Origin of the sequence: Granulicella aggregans (genome assembly GCF_014203275.1) — a bacterium.
Lineage (GTDB): Bacteria > Acidobacteriota > Terriglobia > Terriglobales > Acidobacteriaceae > Edaphobacter.
On sequence record NZ_JACHIP010000004.1, the window covers coordinates 459,751 to 482,071 of the forward strand.

Here is a 22,321-nt window from a genome sequence, read left to right on the forward strand (position 1 = left end):
ACTTACCGAATTGAAACAGACATTGACCATCGCCGACATCCGCGCGGCTATTGAGAACCGCACTGCAACGGCGACCTCCATCGCTGAAGAGCACTACGCCCGCATCGCCGCAGAAGACGGCCTATCCGGAAAGCAGATCAACAGCTTCCTGGCCCTGAGCCGCGACCGCGCCCTCGCCAAAGCCGCCGCCATCGACGACCTCGCCGCCCTCGGCGATCCGCTGCCTCTCCTCGCAGGCGTCCCGGTCGGCATCAAGGACGTCCTTACCATGCAGGGCAGCCCTGCCACCGCAGGCTCGAAGATCCTCTCCGGCTACATGCCCCCCTACGACGCCACCGCCGTCAAAAAACTCGACGCAGCCGGTGCCATCCTCCTCGGCAAGCTCAACTGCGACGAGTTCGCCATGGGCTCCTCGAATGAGAACTCCGCCTACGGCCCCGTCCGCAACCCTCGCGCCCTCGACCGCGTCCCCGGCGGGTCTTCAGGAGGATCGGCCGCCGCCGTAGCCGCAGGCTTCGCCACCGCTACCCTCGGTACCGATACCGGCGGCTCCATCCGTCAGCCCGCAGCCTTCTGCGGCGTCGTCGGGCTCCTGCCCACTTACGGACGAGTCAGCCGCTACGGCCTTATCGCCTTCGCCTCCTCGCTCGATCGCGTCGGCCCCTTCACCAACTCCGTCAAGGATGCCGCCACCGTTCTCGGCGTCCTCGGAGGCCAGGACTCCCTCGACGCCACCAGCTCCGACCGCCCCGCCGATGACTATGTGACCGCACTGACCAAGCCCGTAGCCGGTCTCAAGGTAGGCGTCCCCGCCGAGTACTTCGGCGAAGGCCTCGACCCCGAGATTCGCGCCGCCGTCGAAAAGACCATCGACCAGCTAAAGGCCGCAGGCTGCACCATCGTCCCCGTCCATCTCCCCCACACCAAGTACGCGGTTCCCACCTACTACGTCATCGCCACCGCCGAGGCCTCCTCGAACCTCTCGCGTTTCGACGGTGTCCGCTTCGGCCACCGGACGGAAACGCCAGCAAATTTGTCGGCGATGTATAAGAAAACCCGCGACGAAGCCTTCGGCCCCGAGGTCAAACGCCGCATCCTGCTCGGCACCTACGTCCTCTCCGCCGGCTACTACGACGCCTACTACAAGAAGGCCCAGCAGGTCCGAGCCCTCATCACCCGAGACTTCCTCGAAGCCTTCATGCAGGTTGATGTCATCGTGGGTCCCATGACGCCTACGCCCGCCTTCAAAATCGGCGAAAAGTCCGACGACCCCATGGCCATGTACCTCGCCGACATCTACTCCGTAGCAGCCTCGCTAGCCGGCATCTGTGGCGTCTCCGTCCCCTGCGGTACCACCGCCGAGGGCTTACCCATCGGCGTCCAGATCATGGGCAAACACTTTGACGAGTCCACTGTCCTCCGCGTAGGCGCAGCCGTAGAATCCGCCCAGTAAGGTACCTTTGTTTGTCATTCCCGAAGGGAATCTGCGTTTCTAGACCGGGGGCGGGTGCCCCACATCTCGATTCTGAGATGTGGGCAGAATCCCCACAAACCTTCCGTGCCCCACTCATCGCGGCTTTCTCGCGATGAGTGGGACGTAAACCCTCCACCGAGGTCCCTCATGTCCGACCAACAGCCACGCCTCTGGTGGCAAAACGGCATCGTCTACCAGATCTACCCGCGCTCCTTCCAGGACTCCAACGCCGATGGCATCGGCGACCTCCCCGGCATCGAGTCCCGCCTCGACCACCTCGTCTCCCTCGGCGTCGACGCTATCTGGATCTCCCCCTTCTACCCCTCCCCTATGGCCGACTTCGGCTACGACGTCGCCGACTACACTGGCGTCGACCCTATCTTCGGCACCCTCGCCGACTTCGACCGGTTGATCTCCTCAGCCCATCGGCGAGGACTAAAGCTCATCCTCGACTTCGTTCCCAACCACACCTCCAACCAGCACCCATGGTTCCTCGAGTCCCGCTCTTCACGCACCAACCCCAAGCGCGACTGGTATCTCTGGCACGATGCCAAACCCGACGGCTCCGTCCCCAACAACTGGATGAGCAACTTCGGTGGCCCCGGCTGGACCTGGGACGACACCACGCAGCAGTTCTACTACCACTCCTTCCTCAAGGAGCAGCCCGATCTCAACTGGCATAATCCTGAGGTCCGCGCCGCCATCTACGCCGCCATGGGCTTCTGGCTCGATAAGGGAGTCGACGGATTCCGCATGGATGTCCTCTGGCTCCTCATCAAGGATCCCGAATTCCGCGACAACCTCCCCAACCCCGAGTGGCACCCCGGCGCGGCCAGCTTCTGGAGTGTCCTTCCCACCTACACCGCCGATCAGCCCGAGACCCACGCCATCGTCGCCGAGATGCGAGCCGTCCTCGACAAATACGATCAGCGCGTCCTCATCGGCGAAATCTACCTGCCTTTGCCAGAGCTAGTCCGCTACTACGGCGTCCAGGAAAACGGCCAACTCGACGGCGCGCAGATGCCCTTCAACTTCCGCCTCATCCAGACCGACTGGAACGCTGACCCCATCGCCGCCCTCATCCATGAATATGAAGGTGTGTTGCCCGGAGGAGCGTGGCCCAACTGGGTGCTCGGCAACCACGACCAGTCCCGCCTCGCCAGCCGCATCGGTGCAGATCAGGCCCGCGCCGCCGCGATGCTTCTCCTCACTCTGCGCGGCACGCCCACCATCTACTACGGCGAAGAGATCGGCATGACCAACGGGCGGATCTCGCCGGACCAAGTGCAAGACCCGGCGGAGAAGAACCAACCCGGCATAGGCATGGGCCGCGACCCCGAACGCACCCCCATGCTCTGGGACGCCACACCAAACGCCGGCTTCACTACCGCCACCCCGTGGCTCCCGATCAACCCAGACCACCCCGCCACCAACGTCGCGTCAGAATCCGCTGACCCGCGCTCGATGCTCGCCCTCTATCGCCGCCTCATCGAGCTCCGCCGCGCCCACCCCGCCATCCACGAAGGCGAAATCCACGACATCCGTTCGAAACGCGGGGTCCTCAGCTACACCCGCACCCACCCCAACTCACCCGACCGCTTCCAGGTCCTACTCAACCTCGCTCACGACGTCCAGACCGTCAACTGCGACGAAGGCCACATCGTCCTCACCACCATCATGGACGGCGCAGGCTCTCCGGTCGGCGGCCCCATCACGATTGAAGCCGGCGAAGGCCTCCTCATCGCCCTCGACTGATAGGCTCGCAAACTCTAGGGACCATAGCAGAGCGATGGGTTTCGTTCACGCCTTTCCGCTATGCCCGTCACAATGCAGCACACCGAGGTACCGGCTCCACGGGCCGACTGCTTCGCGATACTGCGAGGCCAGAATGCGCGAGATCTGATGCAGGTGGCTAAGGTCATGCGTCGGCCACGTAGCAAGCAACTGTGAGAGCGTAACCAAGCCAAAAACCGGATGGCGCCCACGCCGCTCAAGGTCCTGCGGCGTCAGACCGAGCGCGTGCAACTGAGCGATGCTAGCGGCGCGCAACTCTGCAAACTCGGTCAGCAATTCGGTCACGGAGCGCGAATCGCCTAGATGCCCCTCGCGCTGGAAGATGGGGAACGTTTCGGACTCACCCGCTCGGAGAAGGATCTCGACTAGTGGCAGCCAGTCCGTGCGCTCGCCGTGGATGAGGTGGGCAAGCACTTCGGTGACCGTCCAGGTGCCCGGGCCCTCGTTGCTATGAATAAGAGCTTCGGGTAGGTGGCGTAGCAGAGCGTCCAATGTGTCCGGAGTCGCAGCAAGCAGCGCGAGTGTCGCGGTAAGATCCTGTTCCATGCAGATTGAGTTTATAGCGCAATCGTGGTCCGTTGGCGTCTCGCGAAAGCCGGGCTATCTAGCTTCGAAGACACGATAAATTTCGCGCCGTCTAATAGAGCCAATTAGGCACGATTGCCCATAACGACGACTTTTCAGAACCTACCCATTCACGCCCGTTATGGAGATCATGTGCATTGCTAGAATCGACCGATGAAAGCCAACATCCTTTCCGCTGCTCTGATTCTTGTTGGATGTCCCGGTGCCATATTTTGCCAGGATGTGGCCGTCACAGCCAAGGTGACCACTCCTGACGACAGCGTCACACAACAGTACATGGCGCTTGACCAAGAGTGCCGCAGTTTAGTTGCCAAACGCGACGCCACAAACGCCGTTCCAGCTTGTAAGAGAGTATCGGAAGAGGCAGACAAGTTTGACCGCAAGACGCATCCGATTACGCGGCGCGGAGCATACGTTTTCTACGCCACAGCGCTCATTCAGGCTCAGAAGTACAGAGAAGCCGTCGAGGCTGGCGACAAGGCTGTGGCCGTCGTACGGATGGGGTTTGATGACGGGTCAGGTTCGAGCGCAGCCTACTACATCAGAGGGCAGGCTAAAGCTGACGTGGGTGACCTGGCCGGTGGAGATACCGACCTAGAGCAGGCGGAGAAGTTTCAACGTGATGCGCTTGCCGGTCCGGCTGGCCAAGATCTTGCTCGGCCGTATTCGTACACACTGAAACGCGAATTGATGTTCCATGCCCAAGTGCTAACCGCAATGGGAAACAAAGATGGAGCTTCGAAAAAGCTGGAGGAGGCTTCCAGACTCTAGATCACTTGACGGCGGTTCCTACGAAGTTGCCGACAACACCGACCTTCCGGCAATGATGCTAATTAGCGGATATGAGCGATACCGGCATACAGCAACCAGCCGCCGCCCGCCAAGATGAGAACACCAACTGCTCGCATGCCCCACTGCGGAAGCGCGGTCCAAGGCGCTTGCGTTCTGCGCAGGACGGAATGCGGTCTAATGCACGTGAAAATGCCGGAGCCTATCCAAAGCACACCGAAGGCGAGCAGAAAGAAAGTGGAGAACACTTGTGCCGTTTAACTCCGATCAAAGCCAGTCGCGATGCTCAGATAAGCCCCGTCAATCAAGAGCTTACTCCCGGGAAACGGGGTTATGGGAAACGTAGCTACATCCCGTTCTTCCAGAACACCATAATTTTTCGACATCGTCAGCGATACGATCCATAGCCACCGCGCACTACTCTCCTGAAACCGAGCGGCCTTTCCCGCCCGAACAGGAAACTTATGCCCGCAACCCACACCATCACCGGCCCTACCTCGCTCCAGCGATCCCTCTGGCTCCGTCGCGGCACCCACATCGTCCTCGCCCTCCCCAGTTTCTCCGTCGTGCAGCAGGAGAACCTCCAGGCCCGCTTCAACCGCCAGCTATCGGAGTCCGGCAACGAGTTCTGCACCGTTGCCCTCATCGCTTCGCTCGTCGGCTACATCCTCTTCGACGCCGCGCATTGGGCCTTCTTCACCGTCCACCCGGTCACCATGCTCACCGCGAACCTGCTCGTCTGCCTCGCCGCCGCTCTCTTCGGCAAGGCTTTGGGCGTCCTCCGTGCCCGGTGGCAACTCGCACGCCTCATCTGGTTCGTAGCTGAACGTCTCGAAGATCTGGAAGAGAACTCGTCTCCTCTGGCCTTCCCATCTGCCCCGCGCGGCGATCTCTTCGCCATGCACAGCCGCAGCGCATCCAGCCTCGGTCGCGTGTCTACCTACTAACTCGCCTCAGTATCCGCCCGACTCCCGAATCCGCTCTCGGTTCGCCAGCACCAACTCCAGGAAATTCTGTTGGATCGGTCCCATATGCTCCGGATTCCACGCGATCGAGATTCCCACGTGCGTCGTCTCCGGCTCAATCGTCGCGAAGATGACCCCCGGCGTTCGAATATGCCGCGCCCCTGAAGGCACCATCGCAATCCCTTCCCCTGACTCCACCAGCGTTAGCACCCCCGACCACGTCGACGAAGAGTTCACGATATTCGGCGAATAGCCCGCCTTCGAACACAACGCCAGGATGCCATCGAAGAGCGTCGGGATTACCGTCCGGTCGCACATCACAAACGGCTCCGCCGCTAACGCAGAGATCTGCACCGACTCCCCCGCCAGCGGATGATCGATCGGCATCGCCACCACCACCGAGTCGCTGTACAGCAACTCCGCGCGAAGCGTCCGGTCGAAGGGTGCCTCTAAGGGTCGCGTAAATCCCAGGTCTATCTTCCCCGACAGCAGCGCCTCCGTCTGTGTCCACGCATGCATCTCGTACAGCGACAGCCGAATCTCCGGATGCAGCTTGCGATACTCTCGAATGATTCGCGCGAAGAACCCGCCCGCACCCCACACGAAGAAGCCAATCGCAAGCGTCCCCACCTCGCCCTTGAGCGATCGCCTGGTAATATCGACCGCTCGCTCCGAAGCCAGCAGCGTCTTGCGAGCCTCCGCCAGAAACAGTTCGCCCTGCGGCGTCAGCCTGGCCCGCCGCTGCGACCTGTCCAGGAGTGCCCCACCGATCTCGCGCTCCAGATCGGCGATCTGCTCGCTGATCGCCGATTGCGAGACATGCAGTTCCTTACTCGCCCGGCTAAAGGTTCCCGAGTCCGCCACCGCGCAAAAGTACCGTAAATGCCTTAGTTCCAATCTCACTCCCAAGAAAGACGCGTCATCTCGACCGAAGCGCAGCGACCCCGCATTTGCCGTTGCTTGCTCTTTCTCTCAACGATAACGGTTTTTCCGATCAATCTATTCGGAATAAACTGCGAAACCATTCATTTGCCGAGATTGTCTATTCTTATAGACACAAGTCCGTCACGCACAAGGCAGGTCTCAGCATGTGGATTGTACGAATTGCCTTAACTCGGCCTTATACCTTCATCGTTCTGGCGATCCTGATCCTCATTGCGGCGCCCGTCGTTATCCTCGGCACGCCGACGGACATCTTTCCCAGCATTGACATCCCGGTCATCTCGGTAGCCTGGCAGTACACCGGCCTCAACCCTGAAGAGCTCGAAGGCCGTCTCACCACGCCCTACGAAAAGGTCCTTACTACGCTGGTCGACAACATCCAGCACATCGAATCAACCACCTTCGCCGGACAGGTCATCATCAAGATCTACCTGCAGCCGGGGGCGAGTCTTGACACCGCCAACTCGCAGGTATCGAGCGCATCGGAATTCACTCTTCGCCAGCTGCCTCCGGGAATCCTGCCTCCCCAGATCATCAACTTCTCTGCCTCCTCGGTGCCCATCCTCCAGATTGGCCTCTCCGGCAAGGGCCTCTCCGAGCAGCAACTCAACGACTACGGCCTCAACTTCGTCCGCACCCAGCTCGTCACCGTCCCCGGCGCCGTCATCCCCAACGTCTACGGTGGCAAGCAGCGCACCATCGTCATCAACATGGACCCCAAGGCGCTCCAGTCGAAGGGCCTTGCTCCGAGTGACGTCATCAACGCCCTTGCGCTACAGAACGTCACCCAGCCCGGCGGCACCGCTAAGATCGGCCCGGCCGAGTACGACATCCACATCAACTCCTCGCCGATCACCATCGAGGGCCTCGCCAACCTCCCCATCAAGCAGGTCAGCGGGTCGACCATCTACCTGCGCGACATAGGCTCCGTCTCTGACGGCAGCATCCCCCAGACCAACATCGTCCGTCAGGATGGCCATCGCGGCGTTCTCGCGGTAGTGCTCAAGTCCGGTAGTGCCTCAACGCTCTCCGTCGTCAGCCAGGTCCGCGCCCTGCTCCCGCGCATCGCGCTCACCCTGCCTAAAGAGCTGGTGATGACTCCCATCGGCGATCAGTCTGTCTTCGTCCGCGGATCGATCGTCGGCGTTATTCGCGAGATGATCATCGCCGCTGTGCTCACCGGCCTCATGATCCTGCTCTTCCTGGGAAGCTGGCGCAGCACGGTCATCATCGCCATCTCCATTCCCCTCTCCATCCTCACCTCCGTCATCGTCCTTGGCCTGCTCGGACAGACCATCAACATCATGACTCTCGGCGGTCTCGCGCTCGCCGTCGGCATCCTCGTCGACGACGCCACCGTCACCATCGAAAACATCGAGCGCTACCTCGAAGAAGGCAATCCACTCAACGAGTCCATCCTTGAAGGCGCGGCGCAGATCTCCGTCCCAGCCCTTGTATCGACTCTCTGTATCTGCATCGTCTTTCTGCCCATGTTTTTTCTCTCTGGCGTCGCGCGCTACCTCTTCGTTCCGCTCGCTGAAGCCGTCGTCTTCGCCATGCTCGCTTCTTATGTCCTCTCGCGGACGCTGGTGCCCACGCTAGCGATGTACCTGCTCAAAGCGCATGACCACCACGCCGTCCCCTCGAACAACATCCTGGCCCGGTTCCAGCGTGGTTTTAATCGCATCTTCGAAAACGTCCGCTCCGCCTACGAGGACCTTCTTGGCCGCCTCGTCGGCATGCGCCTCGTCTTCGTCCCCATCTTCCTTCTCGCCTGCCTCTGCGCCTTCGCGCTCGTGCCGTTCCTCGGCCAGAACTTTTTCCCCAGCACCGATAACGGCGCGTTCATCCTTCACGTCCGCGCCCCCAGCGGCACCCGCATCGAAGAGACAGCAAATCTCTGCGATCTCGTCGAAAAGAACATTCGCCAGCAGATCCCTTCAGGCGAGATCGACAATATCGTCGACAACATCGGTCTCCCCTACAGCACCCTGAACACCCAGCACGCTACCTCGGGCCTCTGGGGCGCGGGCGACGCCGACATTACCGTCTCGCTGAAGGAAGACCATCACCCCACCGCGAACTATGTAGCGACTCTCCGCAAGAAACTCCCTGTAGCCTTCCCGGGAGCGATCTTCTACTTCCTGCCGTCCGACATCGTGACGCAGATTCTGAACTTCGGCCTGCCCGCTCCCATCGACGTCCAATTCGAGGGCCAGGACATCGCCCACAACCGCGAGGTAGCCAACCGCGTCCTCAGCCAACTGCGACAGGTCCCCGGCCTCGTCGATCTCCGCATCCAGCAGCCCGACGACTATCCCGTCCTCACCGTCGATGTCGACCGTACCAAGGCCCAGCAGGGCGGTCTTACGGAGAAGGACGTAGGCGGCAGCTTGCTCAACATCCTCAGCGGAAGCACCCAGCTCAACCCCCAGTTCTTCCTCAACTACAAGAACGGCGTGAACTACTCCATCGTCGCGCAGTCGCCGCAGTATGACATCCAGTCACTGAACGACCTGCGCAACATCCCCATCTCATCGCCCTCCACCGTGCGTCCGGAGATTCTCGCCGACGTGGCCACTATCTCGCGCAAGTCGGAGATGCCGGTCATCTCGCACTACAACATCCGCCGGACGCTCGATATCTACGGCAACGTCCAGGGCCGCGATCTCGGCTCCGTCGGCAAGGCGATTCAGAAGATCGTCGACGCGAACAAGAAGGACCTTCCGCGCGGCAGCTTCCTTCGTGTCCGCGGCCAGATCGAGACGATGAACTCCTCCTACTTCGGCCTCATCGCCGGTCTTGCCTTCGCGATCGTCCTCGTCTACCTGCTCATCGTGGTCAACTTTCAATCCTGGTTAGACCCGTTCATCATCATTACCGCGCTGCCAGCCGCTCTCGCAGGCATCGTGATCTTCCTCTTCACCACCGGCACCACGCTCAGCGTGCCGGCGTTGATGGGAGCCATCATGTGTATGGGTGTCGCGACCGCGAACAGTATTCTCGTCGTCTCCTTCGCCACCGACCGCCTCAATCACCACGGCGACGCCATCATGGCCGCTATCGAAGCCGGCGCCACTCGCTTCCGTCCCGTCATGATGACCGCTCTCGCCATGATCATCGGCATGATCCCCATGGCGCTCGGAGCGGGCGAAGGCGGCGAGCAGAACGCTCCGCTCGGCCGCGCCGTCATCGGCGGCCTCTTCTTCGCGACCATCGCCACATTGATCTTCGTCCCGGCCGTCTTCGCCCTGCTCCACGGCCGCCGCAAGCAGGTTGAACCCGCACCATCGGAGCCACACCCGATCGCTGCCCAGGCCTAAGACCTGGCTATTTGCTAACTCGCTACCTGCTAACTCGCTAACTGCTTCAATGAGGAACGTATGAACAACCTGGACGGAACCAACACAGACATGAGTAGCCCCGCCGGCTCACCCGTATTGAGCGCACCGCCCGCGCGCGGCTTGACCCGCGGGACCTGGGTGGGCCTCATCGTCGTCGTCATCGTGCTGGCAGTCGTTGTCGTCCTCGGGATCGCCTCCCGTTCCCGCTCCGAAGCTGTCCTTGAGACCGAGAACAAGCAATCCTCCATCACCGACGTCGCCATCATCCATCCCACCGGCTCCGCCATGACCGACGAGATTGCCCTTCCCGGCAACACCCAGGCGTACGTGGATACGCCGATCTACTCGCGCACCAGCGGCTATCTCAAGGCCTGGTACTTCGACATCGGCACCCATGTCCGCAAGGGACAGTTGATGGCGGTCATCGAGACCCCCGAGCTCGACCAGCAACTTCAGGTCGCCCAGGCCGATCTCAAAAGCTCACAGGCCAACCTCGACCTCGCCGTGACCACCGCCGCCCGCTATACCAACCTCCTCAAGACCAACTCCGTCTCCAAGCAGGAGACCGACGTAGCCACCGGCGACGAGGCCGCCAAGCGTGCCGCCCGCGACGCCTCCGAGGCCAACGTCCGCCGCCTCACCCAGCTGCAATCGTTCGAGAACATCTACGCTCCCTTCGACGGCATCGTCACCGCCCGCAACACCGATGTCGGCGCCCTCATCGAAGCTGGTGCGAACACTGTTCCGAAAGAACTCTTCCACCTCGCCGCCATCGGCAAGATCCGCGTCTTCGTCGCCGTTCCCGAGGCCTACTCCGCGTCCATCCGCAACGACACCGAAGCCACCCTCACCCTCGACGAGTACCCGGGCCAGCCCTTCGTAGGCCAGGTAGCCCGTAACTCCAACCAGATCGACCAGGCCTCCCGCACCTTGAACGTTGAAGTAGACATCGACAACGCCAAAGGCCAGCTCCTTCCGGGTGCCTATGTCTTTGTCCACTTCAAAGTGCCGCAGCACTCCACCAGTCTCACTCTGCCTTCGAACACGCTGATCTTCCGCAGCCAGGGCCTTCAAGTCGCGACTGTAGTCGGCGACAAGGTGCACCTCGTCCCGGTCAAGATTGGCAACGACATGGGCGCAACCGTCGAGATCGCCAGCGGCCTCCAGCCTTCTGACAAGGTCGTCGTCGACCCCTCCGACTCCATCGCCGAAGGTCAGCCGGTCCGCATCGCCGACCCAAAGGCTCCCGCGTCCGAAGGTGGCAAGTAATGCAGAAGACCACTAAAAATCATGTGCCCCATTCATCGCAGTTCTATCGCGATGAGTGGGCATCGAGCGAAGCTCGACTGTCTTCTCCGATCGCCCCAAAGACCACGTCATCTCGACCGACCAGCGGGAGTGGAGAGGCCCCCACATTTCGCTCTGTTTTTCAAAGAGCCGCGTTCGCAACAGCCGCCACCGTCGCTATCTCCGGGTGCATGGTCGGCCCGAAGTACGTAAAGCCCACCACCCCCCTCGCCCCCGACTACAAAGAGATGCAAACGACGGGCTACAAGGAAGGGAACTGGCAGTCCGCCCAACCCGCCGACACCACCCTCAAGGGCGAGTGGTGGACCCTCTTCAACGACCCGCAACTCAACGACCTCGAACTCCAGGTAGCCGCCAACAACCAGACCCTCAAAGCCGCCGCCGCCCGCCTCGTCGAGGCACGCTCGCAGATCCGCTACAACCACTCCTTCCTCTTCCCGACAATCGGCGCGGCTCCGTCCGTCGCAGGCGAACGCGAGTCCAACGGCCGCCCCTACTTCAACGCCCCAGCCAGCAACAACGGCACCGCCGACCTCCAACTCCCCTTCGACCTCAACTACGAAGTCGATCTCTGGGGCCGCGTCCGCCGCACCGTCAATCTGTCCAAGGAAGAAGCCCAGGCCACCGCCGCCGATCTTCAGACCGCCCTCCTCAGCCTCCAGGCCGAGCTCGCCGTCGACTACTTCGAAGCGCGCGCCAACGACGCCGACGAGAAGCTCCTCCTCGACACCGTCAAGACCTACGAAGAGGCCTACCGCATCACCAACAACCGCTTCCAGGGCGGCGTCTCCGGCGAGTCCGACGTCGACCAGGCCAAGACGCAGCTCGAAAGCGCCCGCGTTCAGGCCTCGGACGTCAACATCCAGCGAGCCCAGTTCGAGCATGCCATCGCCGTGCTCATCGGCAAGCCGCCCGCCAGCTTCACTCTCGCTGAGCAGCCGCTCGACACGCTGCCTCCACCCATTCCGGTCGGCCTGCCATCTGAGCTTCTCGAGCGCCGTCCCGACATCGCCGCCGCCGAGCGCCGCGTCAACGAGGCCAACGAGCGCATCGGCATCGCCCGCGCCGCCTACTTCCCCACACTCAACCTCTCTGCCTTCGCCGGCTTCGAGAGCACCGCGATCTCCACCCTCATCAACGGCTCGAACTACATCTGGGGTGTCGGCCCGACGCTCTCGGAGACCCTCTTCGATGCCGGCCGCCGCCGCGCAGTCTCGCAGCAGGCCATCGCCGGCTACGACGAACAGACAGCCAACTACCGCCAGACCACCCTCACCGCCTTCCAGCAGGTCGAAGACAACCTCGCTGTCCTCCACACCCTCATCCTGGAAGCGAAGCAACAGCATGACTCCACCATCGCCGCCCAGGCCGCAGTAAAGATCTTCAACAATCGCTACGTTGGCGGCATCGACACCTATCTGCAAGTCGTCACCGCCCAGACCACCGCGCTCCAGAACGAACGCAACGAGATAGCCATCCAACGCCGCCAGATGGACGCCAGCGTCCTCCTCATCAAAGCCCTCGGCGGAGGCTGGTCCACAGCCCAACTGCCCAAGTACTAAGCGCAATATGAGCAGGAGCCGTAGCTCCTGCTCACCTGCACCACCGTATTTGTCGTCATCCTGAGCGCAGCCGGGGCCCACGGCCAGCGCTCTTGCTGGCTGGGGTGGGAAGCGAAGGACCCGCCATACCGCTCAAGTGCCGCAACCTCTCAACCCTTCCTGCCACATTCACCACGTCATCCTTCCGCTAACCGGACGACGTGCTCTCGCTTGAATTTCCTCCCACCCCTTGCATTGTCCCGAACTCCTTGTAACTATGGTCGGCGCTGCGCGGGCAGCCGATCTCCGCGCGCCGAGGTAAGTTTATGCGCTCTCTACTACTTCTATCTACCCTTGCCGTCAGCTCGCTCGTAACACTCGCCCAGGATCCACTGCCCATCAAAATGGGCCTCTGGGAGCGAACCGTCGAAACCTCCGGCTCTCTCGGCAGGCCTTCGACCGACACCATCAAGAGTTGCGTCACCCCCGCCACCTGGCAGCGCATGGTCACCAACGCGAACCGGCAGCGTGAGAACTGCAAGATCGACACGACCAAGGTGCCCGGCGGTTACACCTTCAGCGCAAGCTGCGAAGTTCGCGCCGGTATGACTGTCAACGTCTCCGGCAATGCGAAATTCGCCGACTCCGAGCACATCGTCACCGAGTCTCACACAACTTTCACCATGAACGGGCAGAAGCGCGAAAGCGTGACGCATGCCACCAGCCACTTCCTTAGCTCGGACTGCGGCAATGTAAAACCGGCCGACTCCGATCCGTCCGCAAAATAAGTCTCTCGTCAGCACGGAGAGAGTGGTCAGACCACTCTCTCCGCTGCTACTATCATCCGCAATGTCCCCTTTTGACTCTGCCCGTCGCGACCTCCTCCGTCTAGCTCCTCTCGGCCTAACCGCCGCGCTCCCGCCCATGGCCCACGCCGCCGCCCGCGCCAACAGTGCTCAATCAGCCTCGACCCTCGCCAGCATCTTCGATATCCGCACCTACGGCGCAGTCGGCGATGGCAAGGCTCTCGACACCAACGCCATCAACGCCGCCATCGCCGCCGCCGCAGCCTCCGGCGGCGGCACCGTCTACTTCCCCGCAGGCACCTGGCTCACCTTCTCCATCCGCCTCCAGAGCAACGTCGCACTCTACCTCGCCCAGGGTTGCATCCTCCTCGCCGCCGATTCACCCCTCCTCGGCCAAACCACCGGTTACAACGGCGGCACCTACGACGCCGCGGAACCCAAAACCTCCTACGATGCCTACCAGGACTACGGCCACAACCATTGGCACAACTCCCTCATCTGGGGCGAAGACCTCCACGACGTCGCCATCACCGGCCCCGGACTCATCCACGGCAAGGGTCTCTCGAACGGCCGCGACTGGGTCGTCGAAGTCGTCCCCTTCAAGGCCGAGCAGCCAGGAGTAGGCAACAAGACCATCGCCCTCAAGAACTGCCGCAACGTCATCTTCCGCGACTTCTCCATCCTCAAAGGCGGCCACTTCGGCCTGCTCCTCACCGGCGTCGACAACGTCTCCATCGACAACCTCAAGATCGACACCGACCGCGACGGCATGGACATCGACTGCTGCAAAAACGTCCGCGTCTCCAACTGCACCGTCAACTCACCCTGGGACGACGCCATCTGCCCCAAGAGCAGCTTCGCCCTCGGCTACGCACGCGCGACCGAAAACGTCACCATCACCAACTGCTACGTCACCGGCTGCTACGAGATCGGCTCCGTCCTCGACGGCACGTTCAAGAAGTTCCCGGACGGCGTGCAGAAGTACCGCACCGGCCGCATTAAGTGCGGCACCGAGTCCAACGGCGGCTTCAAAAACATCACCATCTCGAACTGCGTCTTCGAGGGCTGCCAGGGCCTAGCGCTCGAGAGCGAAGACGGCGCTCTCTGCGAAGACATCACCATCTCCAACATCACCATGCGCGACAACGTCTCCGCCCCGCTCTTCTTCCGTTTGGGCAGCCGTCTACGCGGCCCCAAAGAGTCCACGCAAGTCGGCGCCCTTCGCCGCATCAGCGTGAACAACCTCGTCAGCTCCAACGGCGGATCGAACATCTGCTCCATCCTCTCCGGCATCCCCGGCCACTCCCTCGAAGACATCCATCTCTCGAACATCTTCATCGAGCACAAGGGCGGCGCCCCCGTCGAAGCCGCCGCCATACGCCCGCCCGAAAAGGACACCGCCTACCCCGACCCTGAGATGTTCGGCCCCATGCCCGCGCAGGGCTTCTTCCTTCGCCACATCTTCAACCTTGAGATGTCGCACATCGAAGTCCGCCCGCAACAACCTGACTTTCGCCCATCGTTCTATCTCGACGAGGTAACCCGCGTCGACATGCTCGCGATCACCGCACCCATCTCGGCAAAGCTCCACGCGTTCCATCTCAACAAGGTCGCAGACTTCCGCATCGCCTTCAGCCGCGCCGCCCGCGACACCCAAATCTCCACCGCCGAAACCCAATCCTTCTAGCAGCCACAATATCGGGTGCCCCATCCATGACTCGCTTTGGTCATGGGCGGGACATTCGTGCGAAGCGCGAACCGCTTTCCGGCTAATACGCTACCGTCCTACGTAGGCTTGCTCCCTGAAAGAGGCGTCATCTCGGCCGGACCTTGAGCAGAACGAAGGGGAAGTGGAGAGAACCCGCATTGGCCTTTGCCGTTGCCCGTCCTCTCACCGAACAGCCGCAGAACCCCCCAGCCGCTCCTCCATATGCCCCACCATATGTTCCAACCCCTCCTCTGAAAACACCTCATCAAGAGCCCCACTCGCTCCAGCAGCAGCCGGCTCCGCCCGTTCCCACATAGCCACTTCATACTCCCGCACGGCCGACTTCCAGTCATCGTTCTTCACGATAGCCAGCGCCAGATCCGCCGCATCCCACATCGCCAGGTTCGCTCCATCGCCGCCAAACGGCGACATCAAATGCGCCGCATCGCCCAGCAGCGTCACTCCCTCTCGATGTTCCCATCTGTGACCCACAGGCAGCGCATACAGCTTTCTCGGCGTCATCCTGTCATCGCACCCCCTAATCAACTCCAGTAGCTCCTCCGACCATCCGCTGAACTGCCCCACGAGACTCGCCCGCATCGACGAAACACCTGGCCCGTCCTCGAAAATCCATCCCTCCTCGGCACGCAGCGCCACATAGATCCCGATATGCGCATTCGCATCGCGATGCCCGATGATCGCCTTCGAATCTCCCAGCGCGAACATCAGCCCGCGTCCCACCAGCTTTGCCCGCTCCGGATATCTCTGGTCCGCATCATCGATCCCCAGCTCCACAAAAGTCACGCCGCTATAAATCGGTTTGGCATCCGAGAGCAGTGCTCTCACCTTCGACCACGCTCCATCAGCTCCCACCACAAGGTCGAAACTCTCGCTCGATCCATCCTTGAACATCAGCGTGGAAGCTCCATCTCTTCCCAACTCAACGCTGCTCAACTCGCGCTTCCACTGCACCATCTCCGCAGGTAAAGAGTCCAGCAGCATCTGCCGTAGATGCCCGCGATTCACCTCTGGCCGTTCCCGCCCTGCCACGTCGTCTTCAAGAAATCGCAGTGACCCGTGCTTGTCATACACCCGTGTCTCCTGGTCCTCATAACGCGCAATCCGTTTGAACTTCTCCGTCAATCCGCAGCACTCAATCGCATACTGTCCCGACTCCGCGTGCATGTCGAGCGACCCTCCCTGTGGCCTCGCCGTGACCATCGCCTCGCGCTCGAAGACCACAGCCTCAATTCCATGAACGTGCAAAATCCGCGCCAGCGTCAAACCGCCCGGGCCTCCTCCAACGATTCCGACTCTCGGCCTTTTCATTATCTTTAGTCCCCTATGTAAAATAGATAGCAAGCTATGTAAATAATATAGGCTACTATCTATCTGGAGGCACCCATGGACCCGGATATATTTCATCGCCCCGGCCATCTCATCAACCGCTCGTCGCGTCTGCTCATGCGCTGGGGAGACTCCCGCGTGCAGCCCCTCGGCTTCGCCGTTGCGCAGATGCCTGTCCTCTACATGCTCAAGGATGGGAACTCCATGACGCAGAAGGACCTCGCTGCCCGCGCCAAGATTGAGCAGCCCACCATGGCGCAACTCCTCGGACGCATGGAGCGCGATGGTTTTATCCGCCGCTCCGTCAACCCCGAAGACAAACGCAGTGCCCTGGTGACGCTGACTCCCCGCGCCATCAAGAAGCTGCCGCAGGTCCGCGCACTCTTGATTGAAGGCAACAACGAAGCGCTGCGTGGCTTTAGCGATAAGGAGATCGAAACGCTCTGTAAACTCCTGCGCCGGGTCGTTCTAAACCTTGATCCCGATGCGGAAGGAGTCTAGCCACCCATCGCTCGTCCCACGCAGAAAGGCCCCGGCAATCGCCAGGGCCTTCCATAACCAGAATCTACAAAGACTAAACAGTAACCGGAACCTGCTCAGCCACCGGAGCAGCTGCAGCCGCGCCCTTGGCCTCGTTCGCACCTGGCTTACGAATGTCGATGCCGCCCTTGAAGAACGCGCCATCTTCGATCGAGATCCTGGCCGCAATTACATCGCCGGTCAGCGAACCTTCGCTACGAATGTCGATACGGTCGCTCGCATGAACGTTCCCGCGCACCTTGCCCAGCACGACGACTTCGCGCGCCATGATGTTCGCCGCAACTTGGCCATTCCGTCCAACCGTCACGCGGTTGCCGGGAAGGTTGATCGCGCCTTCGATCTTGCCATCGATGAAGAGCGACTCGGAGCCCGAGACCTCGCCCTTGATCACCAGCGACTTGCCGATCGTCGCCTGTTCGCCGGTCGCGGCCGCAGGGATGCCAGCCGGCGTCGGGGACGCGGGACGCGTCGGGGTGGGTTCGATCGTGGGGGCCGCGACACCGCGTACGGGTTCAGGTGTTGCAGGGTTGCCAGTTCCAGGCTGATTCGGTTTCCACATATCTTTGTGTCCTTTCGTCTCTGCGGCTTGCGTATCCACGCGAAGTTCGCAGGGTTGGGTGTCGATGTCGGTCCCGCCCCGGCACAGCCGGCAACAGGTGAATGGGTCTCGCGCCCACGCGGTTCCACCGCTTCTGTGTAAACCATACTCCTCAGTACTAGCCTTGGCGCCAGCCTCTGAGTCGGCAATAGCAAGAAATACGGTATCTCCGGCGGTACCTCTGTGGAAAGTGCGGTACTTTTCCTGCACTGGTGTGCAAATCCGCCACACTGGCTTGCATCCGCACCCCTCACGGCGTACTCTGCCCGCCATGCAGACCCTCCGCTCCGCTCCTGTGCCTCTGCTGTTGATCCTTTGCGCCTGCACTCCGTTGCAGACGTTCGCCGCTCCGCCCAAACTCCACACCGTCACCCTCGGCCCAGCCAAAAAAGTCCCCTACACCCCGCCGTCAGCCGAATCCTCGTCTCCCGGCGATCCCACTTTGAAGGTCCGCCCCCTCTTCGTCGACTCCCGCCAGCGCGAGTGGACCACCGGCGACTCCCACGACGTCACCGACCGCAGCTTCACCATCCGCCGCGCGTTACGCATTAATGACAGGTTGCCGGATGAATCAGGCGACCGCTGGGTATGGCAGCCTGGCCCCTGGCTACTTGTCGACCGCACCACCGGCCACATCGCCGCCCTCCACCTTCCCGACTTCGATCCCGTCGTCTCCGACGTAGCCTGGTTCCGCGACTACGCCGCCTACTGCGGCGTCGCCACCACGGCCAAGGGCGGCCTCTTCGCTGTAGTCGCCCAGATCAGCACCCGCAAACCCATAGTCCACAAGCAGATAGCCCCGTGGCCTCAACCGGACCACGCCATTCCCTGCCAGCCCGCCACTTGGCAACGACAACCCATGCGCGCGACCCTGCAACTCACCGGAGGAACGCCAATGACCTTCGACGTAGTCGGCACCACATCCCTCATCGAAGACGGCGACGGTGAAGATCAGTAGCTGTTATTGCAGATATGTGTCGGTCCCCAACCTGCGAATCGACCATCTGAATGTCGCAATCGCCGCACCGATCGCGATCACGATTGCAGCAATGAACCCGTAGCCATCGTGGTAGTTGGAATCAAGGAGAAGGGAAAGGTAGAAGGACAATACATAGGCAAGGACGAGGGCAATCAAGGAATAAAGTAAGGAAAGGGCAATGCGTCCTATGCGACCCATCCGGAGATCATACAGATGGTTTGTCCTGAGATGTTCCAAGAAGCCCAACGATAACCACCGGCATATCATCGAAACATGCAGCCCTTCGAAGACCTCCTTACCGCCGCCGAGATCGCCCACGGCCACCTCTGCGCTGGCCAGATCCTCGGCGTCCGTATGGCCATGCTCGGCTGCGCCCGCCTCGGCATCGAAGACCCCAAAGGAGCCGACCGCAAGCGCCTCGTCACCTTTGTCGAGATCGATCGCTGCGCCACCGACGCCATCGCTGTCGTCACCGGCTGCCGCCTCGGCAAGCGAGCCCTAAAGTTCCGCGACTGGGGCAAGATGGCCGCCACCTTCATCGATCTGAAACCCGCCGACGGCAGCCCGCAACGCGCCATCCGCATAGCCGCCCTGGAGTCCTCCAAGCAACGCGCCCGCGAACTCTACCCCGACATCGCCGACAAGAACGAGCAGCAGATGCGCGCCTATCGCGAGATGTCCGAAGCCGATCTCTTCTCCGAGCAATGGGTCACTGTCCCGCTCCACCCCCGCGAGATGCCCGGCTACAAGTCCCAGCGCATCGCGTGCTCCGTCTGTGGCGAAGGCATCAACTACGACCGCGAAGTCCTCGTCGAAACCGAGATCCTCTGCCACGGCTGCGCTCACCCCGAATCCCGCTACTACCAACCCATCGCTTAAACAACAAGGCTGGCTGCGCACCTCCACCCAGCCAGCCCTGTGAACGTCAATCTTCTCCGCGACCAGCGGGAGCACCACGTGAAGCGGTATACCCGTCACGAAGTGGCCCCGGGTGCCCCTCTCACCGTGCGCCGCTCGTCACCTCCAACGAACCGCGCACGATGATGGGGAACTACCGGTAACCTCTACGGTCGAACCGATCGCGGTCATAGTGCCCCCGATCAAATCTGTCGCGATCGAAGTCCCTGCGATCCCAGCGCTCATGCCGGAACTCCTGGTCCCTGACCCAGGCCTGCCGGCGCGCAAACTCTTCCTGCCGACGGTACTCCTCCGCACGCTCGCGCTCGTAATAGCCACCGCGGCCGTATCCATCCTGCGCGTAGCCATAACCGCCCTGCACGTAGACCTGCTGTGCCTCAGCCTTCTGCGGAGCCACCATCGCAACTGCTCCAGCCAGAAGACCAACCGTGAGAACCTTTGCCACCAAACCCTTTACGTTTCCGACCTTTGCACTGAGCTTTGCGATGTTCATGACATCCTCCTTGCTACACATCACTGAACACACATTCAGTCGTACGTGTTTCGCACAACTTTCCCGCCCCCATGTGTTGCGCTCACATCCCCTCCAATCAATCAAAACGGCGCATCATTGCTTCATCAAATCACCCCATGCTGTCCCTATAAAGTTCGTCATCTCGACCGAAGCCGCGCGGCATCCTCGCGCGGCGAAGTGGAGACACCCCCGCATTTGCATTTAGGGTCGCAAGGTCACCCTCTCTTGCCGCATCCTAGAAACATGGCAAACCGCAAAAGCGTCCTCTTGTCCCTGGTCCTGACCTTCTTCCTTGGCCCGTTCGGCATGCTCTACAGCACCGTCCCCGGAGCTCTCATCATGCTGGTGCTCTACGTAGTCCTCGGCATCGTGACCTTCGGATGGGCCATCGCCGCCCTCCACCCCATCGCGATGATCTGGGGGGCGGTAGCCGCAGACCGCGCCAACCGCTAACGCTCGCATGAACTCATTCAGCCGCAGGCGCAACTCAAAGCATAGAATTCGTCCATGAAACCGCATTTTAATCTCCTGCTGGCAGCTCCACTACTTCTTCTCGGCTGCACCTCCAGCCCTCGCAGTCAGGACATCGTCCGGCGCTCCACCGCTGCCGCCACGCGGACCATTGCCAGCGACGTCAAAGGGGCCGCCCTCGGTATTCGCGATGGCCTCCGCCACGACCCCAATAACGATCCCGTCGACATCAATCACGCCTCGAAAGACGCACTTGAGTCGCTCCCCGGCGTGACCTCCGCCGAAGCCGCAAGGATCATCGAAAATCGGCCTTACGGTCATTCGGCCGATCTGCGTCGCCGTCATATCCTGGCAAAGGATACCTATGACAAGGTGAGCTCCCGTCTGGTCGCACACTAGCGCAGCCGTGGAATCGGCTGCCCGTAAGCTACCCCGAGAACTCTGAGTTGTACTCCGACCCGCAACTGAGGTACGGCAAATACATCGGCTACCAGCAGGTTTTCCGGAGAGCGTAAGCAGGATCCTGACTTGGGAGGGAATCGATGCGGCAAACGGAACTAACTGGCACTGGGTTATCCGTTCGGATCGCTAACCTCACGGCTGCGACGATTTTTCTTGTAGCTGCAATGATCGCTGGTTACCGATATATTGGCTGGCCACCCGTCATCATCGTAGGCGGCTCCGGCAGCGCCGCTCTTGTGTTGTGGAGCGTCACCTATCTTCGTCGGCCAATGGATCCTGAATACGTTCTGCCGCCGTTTCTCCTCGCCGTAGCGGCGCTCGAAGTCCATATGATCGAGGAATACCTTACCGGCTTTGGCCCGGCGATGAGCCGCTTGTTCAATATCAGTTGGAGCGAGAGGTCGTTTCTTATGATCTTCGCCTTCATCGGACCGATCCTCTACACCCTGACGGCACTCGGGCTCTTTCGGCGCGTTCCCATCGCCGGCTTTCTCATGTGCTTCATCTTCATCGGTCCTGGAATCGCGGAGTTTACTCACTTCATCTTTCCGGCGCTGCGGCCCGATGTGCAGCCCACAGTGGCCGCATCGGTGCAGGCCATCGTAGGCCGAGGTCAGCTCATGCAGAACCTCCCGAACTTCTGGGTGGACGTTACGGGTCGTTACTACTTTCCCGGAATGTATACCGCGATCCTGCCCATGATTCCCGGCATCTGGGGAGTTCGAAGACTCGTCATGAGAAGGTTGGCCGCAACCGATACCTCTGCGCAGAAAGATTCTGACCGCTCATCGTGAGGAAGACTCGCAGAAACCATCGCCAAATCTGCACCCACGGAACTTGCCGATCATCCAACTCCATGTAACACTCGTTGCTATCGTGATCCTCATCGGCCATCCCGTACGCTCTTCGCGCTGCTGCCAGCGCTGTACGGCCTTGTGCCTCACGACCATGCGCTGTTGTTGTCGTTAGAAAACGGTCGTTTAGCTAGACCTACCGCGCATCCCCTTCAAAATTCAGAGCCACACCCACGCGACCCCTCGCGTAAGTCCGTCCCAAAATGCCACTCCAGAAGGAACAAACTCATGTCATCCGAAGCCAGAAAGCCGCTTCTCTCTCTCGACACCTGGGCCGTCATCCTTTCGCTCGGTCTCGCGCTCCTCATCAAACTAGGCGTCTTCAAGACCATCACCTGGTAACCGGGTGCCCACGTCTCGCCTTTGAGATGTGGGACGTATA

20 protein-coding genes are annotated in these 22,321 nt (G+C 61.2%); 15 read left to right on the forward strand and 5 right to left on the reverse strand.

All coding sequences use genetic code 11. The features are described 5' to 3' along the window. The first annotated feature begins 10 nt into the window (after positions 1-10). A complete protein-coding gene (gene gatA / locus HDF16_RS15705) occupies positions 11-1,453 on the forward strand; it encodes an Asp-tRNA(Asn)/Glu-tRNA(Gln) amidotransferase subunit GatA (RefSeq protein WP_432432252.1) in 1,443 nt (480 codons plus the stop codon). Positions 1,454-1,621: 168 nt separating this feature from the next. Continuing rightward, complete coding sequence (locus HDF16_RS15710) at positions 1,622-3,229, forward strand: alpha-amylase family glycosyl hydrolase (RefSeq protein ID WP_184218247.1); 1,608 nt, start codon at positions 1,622-1,624, stop codon at positions 3,227-3,229. 45 nt (positions 3,230-3,274) lie between these two features. On the opposite strand, the gene HDF16_RS15715 is transcribed toward HDF16_RS15710, so the two are convergent. Then, positions 3,275-3,814, reverse strand: coding sequence for a DinB family protein (locus tag HDF16_RS15715; RefSeq protein ID WP_184218250.1), 540 nt, complete (start codon positions 3,812-3,814; stop codon positions 3,275-3,277). A gap of 192 nt (positions 3,815-4,006) precedes the next feature. Between HDF16_RS15715 and HDF16_RS15720 the strand changes: the two genes are divergently transcribed. Together HDF16_RS15720 and HDF16_RS15725 are read left to right on the forward strand one after the other, a co-directional pair. After that, complete coding sequence (locus tag HDF16_RS15720) at positions 4,007-4,624, forward strand: hypothetical protein (protein ID WP_184218252.1); 618 nt, start codon at positions 4,007-4,009, stop codon at positions 4,622-4,624. A 482-nt stretch (positions 4,625-5,106) separates the two neighbouring features. After that, positions 5,107-5,589, forward strand: coding sequence for a hypothetical protein (locus HDF16_RS15725; protein ID WP_184218255.1), 483 nt, complete (start codon positions 5,107-5,109; stop codon positions 5,587-5,589). Positions 5,590-5,595: 6 nt separating this feature from the next. Here the strand turns inward: HDF16_RS15725 and HDF16_RS15730 are convergent, their stop codons facing one another. After that, positions 5,596-6,504, reverse strand: coding sequence for a LysR family transcriptional regulator (locus tag HDF16_RS15730; protein WP_184218258.1), 909 nt, complete (start codon positions 6,502-6,504; stop codon positions 5,596-5,598). A gap of 191 nt (positions 6,505-6,695) precedes the next feature. On the opposite strand from HDF16_RS15730, the gene HDF16_RS15735 reads away from it, so the two are divergent. The 5 genes from HDF16_RS15735 (at position 6,696) to HDF16_RS15755 (ending at position 15,235) form a co-directional block, all read left to right on the forward strand. Then, positions 6,696-9,872: an efflux RND transporter permease subunit gene (locus HDF16_RS15735; RefSeq protein WP_184218260.1), complete on the forward strand. Its 3,177-nt coding sequence runs from the start codon at positions 6,696-6,698 to the stop codon at positions 9,870-9,872. A gap of 60 nt (positions 9,873-9,932) precedes the next feature. Continuing rightward, positions 9,933-11,162, forward strand: a complete 1,230-nt coding sequence (locus tag HDF16_RS15740) for an efflux RND transporter periplasmic adaptor subunit (RefSeq protein WP_184218263.1) — start codon at positions 9,933-9,935, stop codon at positions 11,160-11,162. Next, positions 11,162-12,763 (forward strand): efflux transporter outer membrane subunit, encoded by a 1,602-nt coding sequence (locus HDF16_RS15745; RefSeq protein WP_184218266.1) that lies wholly within the window; start codon positions 11,162-11,164, stop codon positions 12,761-12,763. The genes HDF16_RS15740 and HDF16_RS15745 overlap by 1 nt, the downstream gene beginning before the upstream one ends. A gap of 305 nt (positions 12,764-13,068) precedes the next feature. Further along, positions 13,069-13,530: a DUF3617 domain-containing protein gene (locus HDF16_RS15750; RefSeq protein ID WP_184218269.1), complete on the forward strand. Its 462-nt coding sequence runs from the start codon at positions 13,069-13,071 to the stop codon at positions 13,528-13,530. A 61-nt stretch (positions 13,531-13,591) separates the two neighbouring features. After that, positions 13,592-15,235: a rhamnogalacturonidase gene (locus HDF16_RS15755; RefSeq protein ID WP_184218272.1), complete on the forward strand. Its 1,644-nt coding sequence runs from the start codon at positions 13,592-13,594 to the stop codon at positions 15,233-15,235. Positions 15,236-15,439: 204 nt separating this feature from the next. Here HDF16_RS15755 and HDF16_RS15760 read toward each other — a convergent pair whose 3' ends face one another. After that, positions 15,440-16,585: an FAD-dependent oxidoreductase gene (locus tag HDF16_RS15760; RefSeq protein ID WP_221312791.1), complete on the reverse strand. Its 1,146-nt coding sequence runs from the start codon at positions 16,583-16,585 to the stop codon at positions 15,440-15,442. Positions 16,586-16,660: 75 nt separating this feature from the next. Here HDF16_RS15760 and HDF16_RS15765 point away from each other — a divergent pair, with 75 nt between their 5' ends. Continuing rightward, positions 16,661-17,104 carry a MarR family winged helix-turn-helix transcriptional regulator gene (locus HDF16_RS15765; RefSeq protein WP_184218275.1) on the forward strand — a complete coding sequence of 148 codons (444 nt, stop codon included), beginning with the start codon at positions 16,661-16,663 and terminating at the stop codon, positions 17,102-17,104. A gap of 73 nt (positions 17,105-17,177) precedes the next feature. On the opposite strand, the gene HDF16_RS15770 is transcribed toward HDF16_RS15765, so the two are convergent. After that, entirely contained in the window at positions 17,178-17,702 is a 525-nt protein-coding gene (locus HDF16_RS15770) for a bactofilin family protein (RefSeq protein WP_184218277.1), read from the reverse strand. 310 nt (positions 17,703-18,012) lie between these two features. Between HDF16_RS15770 and HDF16_RS15775 the strand changes: the two genes are divergently transcribed. Next, a complete protein-coding gene (locus HDF16_RS15775) occupies positions 18,013-18,699 on the forward strand; it encodes a hypothetical protein (RefSeq protein ID WP_184218280.1) in 687 nt (228 codons plus the stop codon). Between the two features lie 294 nt (positions 18,700-18,993). Further along, positions 18,994-19,599, forward strand: a complete 606-nt coding sequence (locus tag HDF16_RS15785; protein ID WP_184218286.1) for an FmdE family protein — start codon at positions 18,994-18,996, stop codon at positions 19,597-19,599. Positions 19,600-19,771: 172 nt separating this feature from the next. Here the strand turns inward: HDF16_RS15785 and HDF16_RS15790 are convergent, their stop codons facing one another. Continuing rightward, positions 19,772-20,131, reverse strand: coding sequence for a hypothetical protein (locus HDF16_RS15790; RefSeq protein WP_184218289.1), 360 nt, complete (start codon positions 20,129-20,131; stop codon positions 19,772-19,774). 264 nt (positions 20,132-20,395) lie between these two features. Between HDF16_RS15790 and HDF16_RS15795 the strand changes: the two genes are divergently transcribed. From HDF16_RS15795 to HDF16_RS15805, 3 genes are all read left to right on the forward strand, one after another. Then, the gene (locus tag HDF16_RS15795) at positions 20,396-20,605 is read left to right on the forward strand and encodes a hypothetical protein (RefSeq protein ID WP_184218292.1); all 210 of its coding nucleotides are present in this window, start codon (positions 20,396-20,398) and stop codon (positions 20,603-20,605) included. A 54-nt stretch (positions 20,606-20,659) separates the two neighbouring features. After that, positions 20,660-21,022, forward strand: coding sequence for a ComEA family DNA-binding protein (locus tag HDF16_RS15800; protein ID WP_184218295.1), 363 nt, complete (start codon positions 20,660-20,662; stop codon positions 21,020-21,022). Positions 21,023-21,165: 143 nt separating this feature from the next. Beyond that, positions 21,166-21,879 (forward strand): hypothetical protein, encoded by a 714-nt coding sequence (locus tag HDF16_RS15805; RefSeq protein WP_184218298.1) that lies wholly within the window; start codon positions 21,166-21,168, stop codon positions 21,877-21,879. Positions 21,880-22,321: the final 442 nt, after the last annotated feature.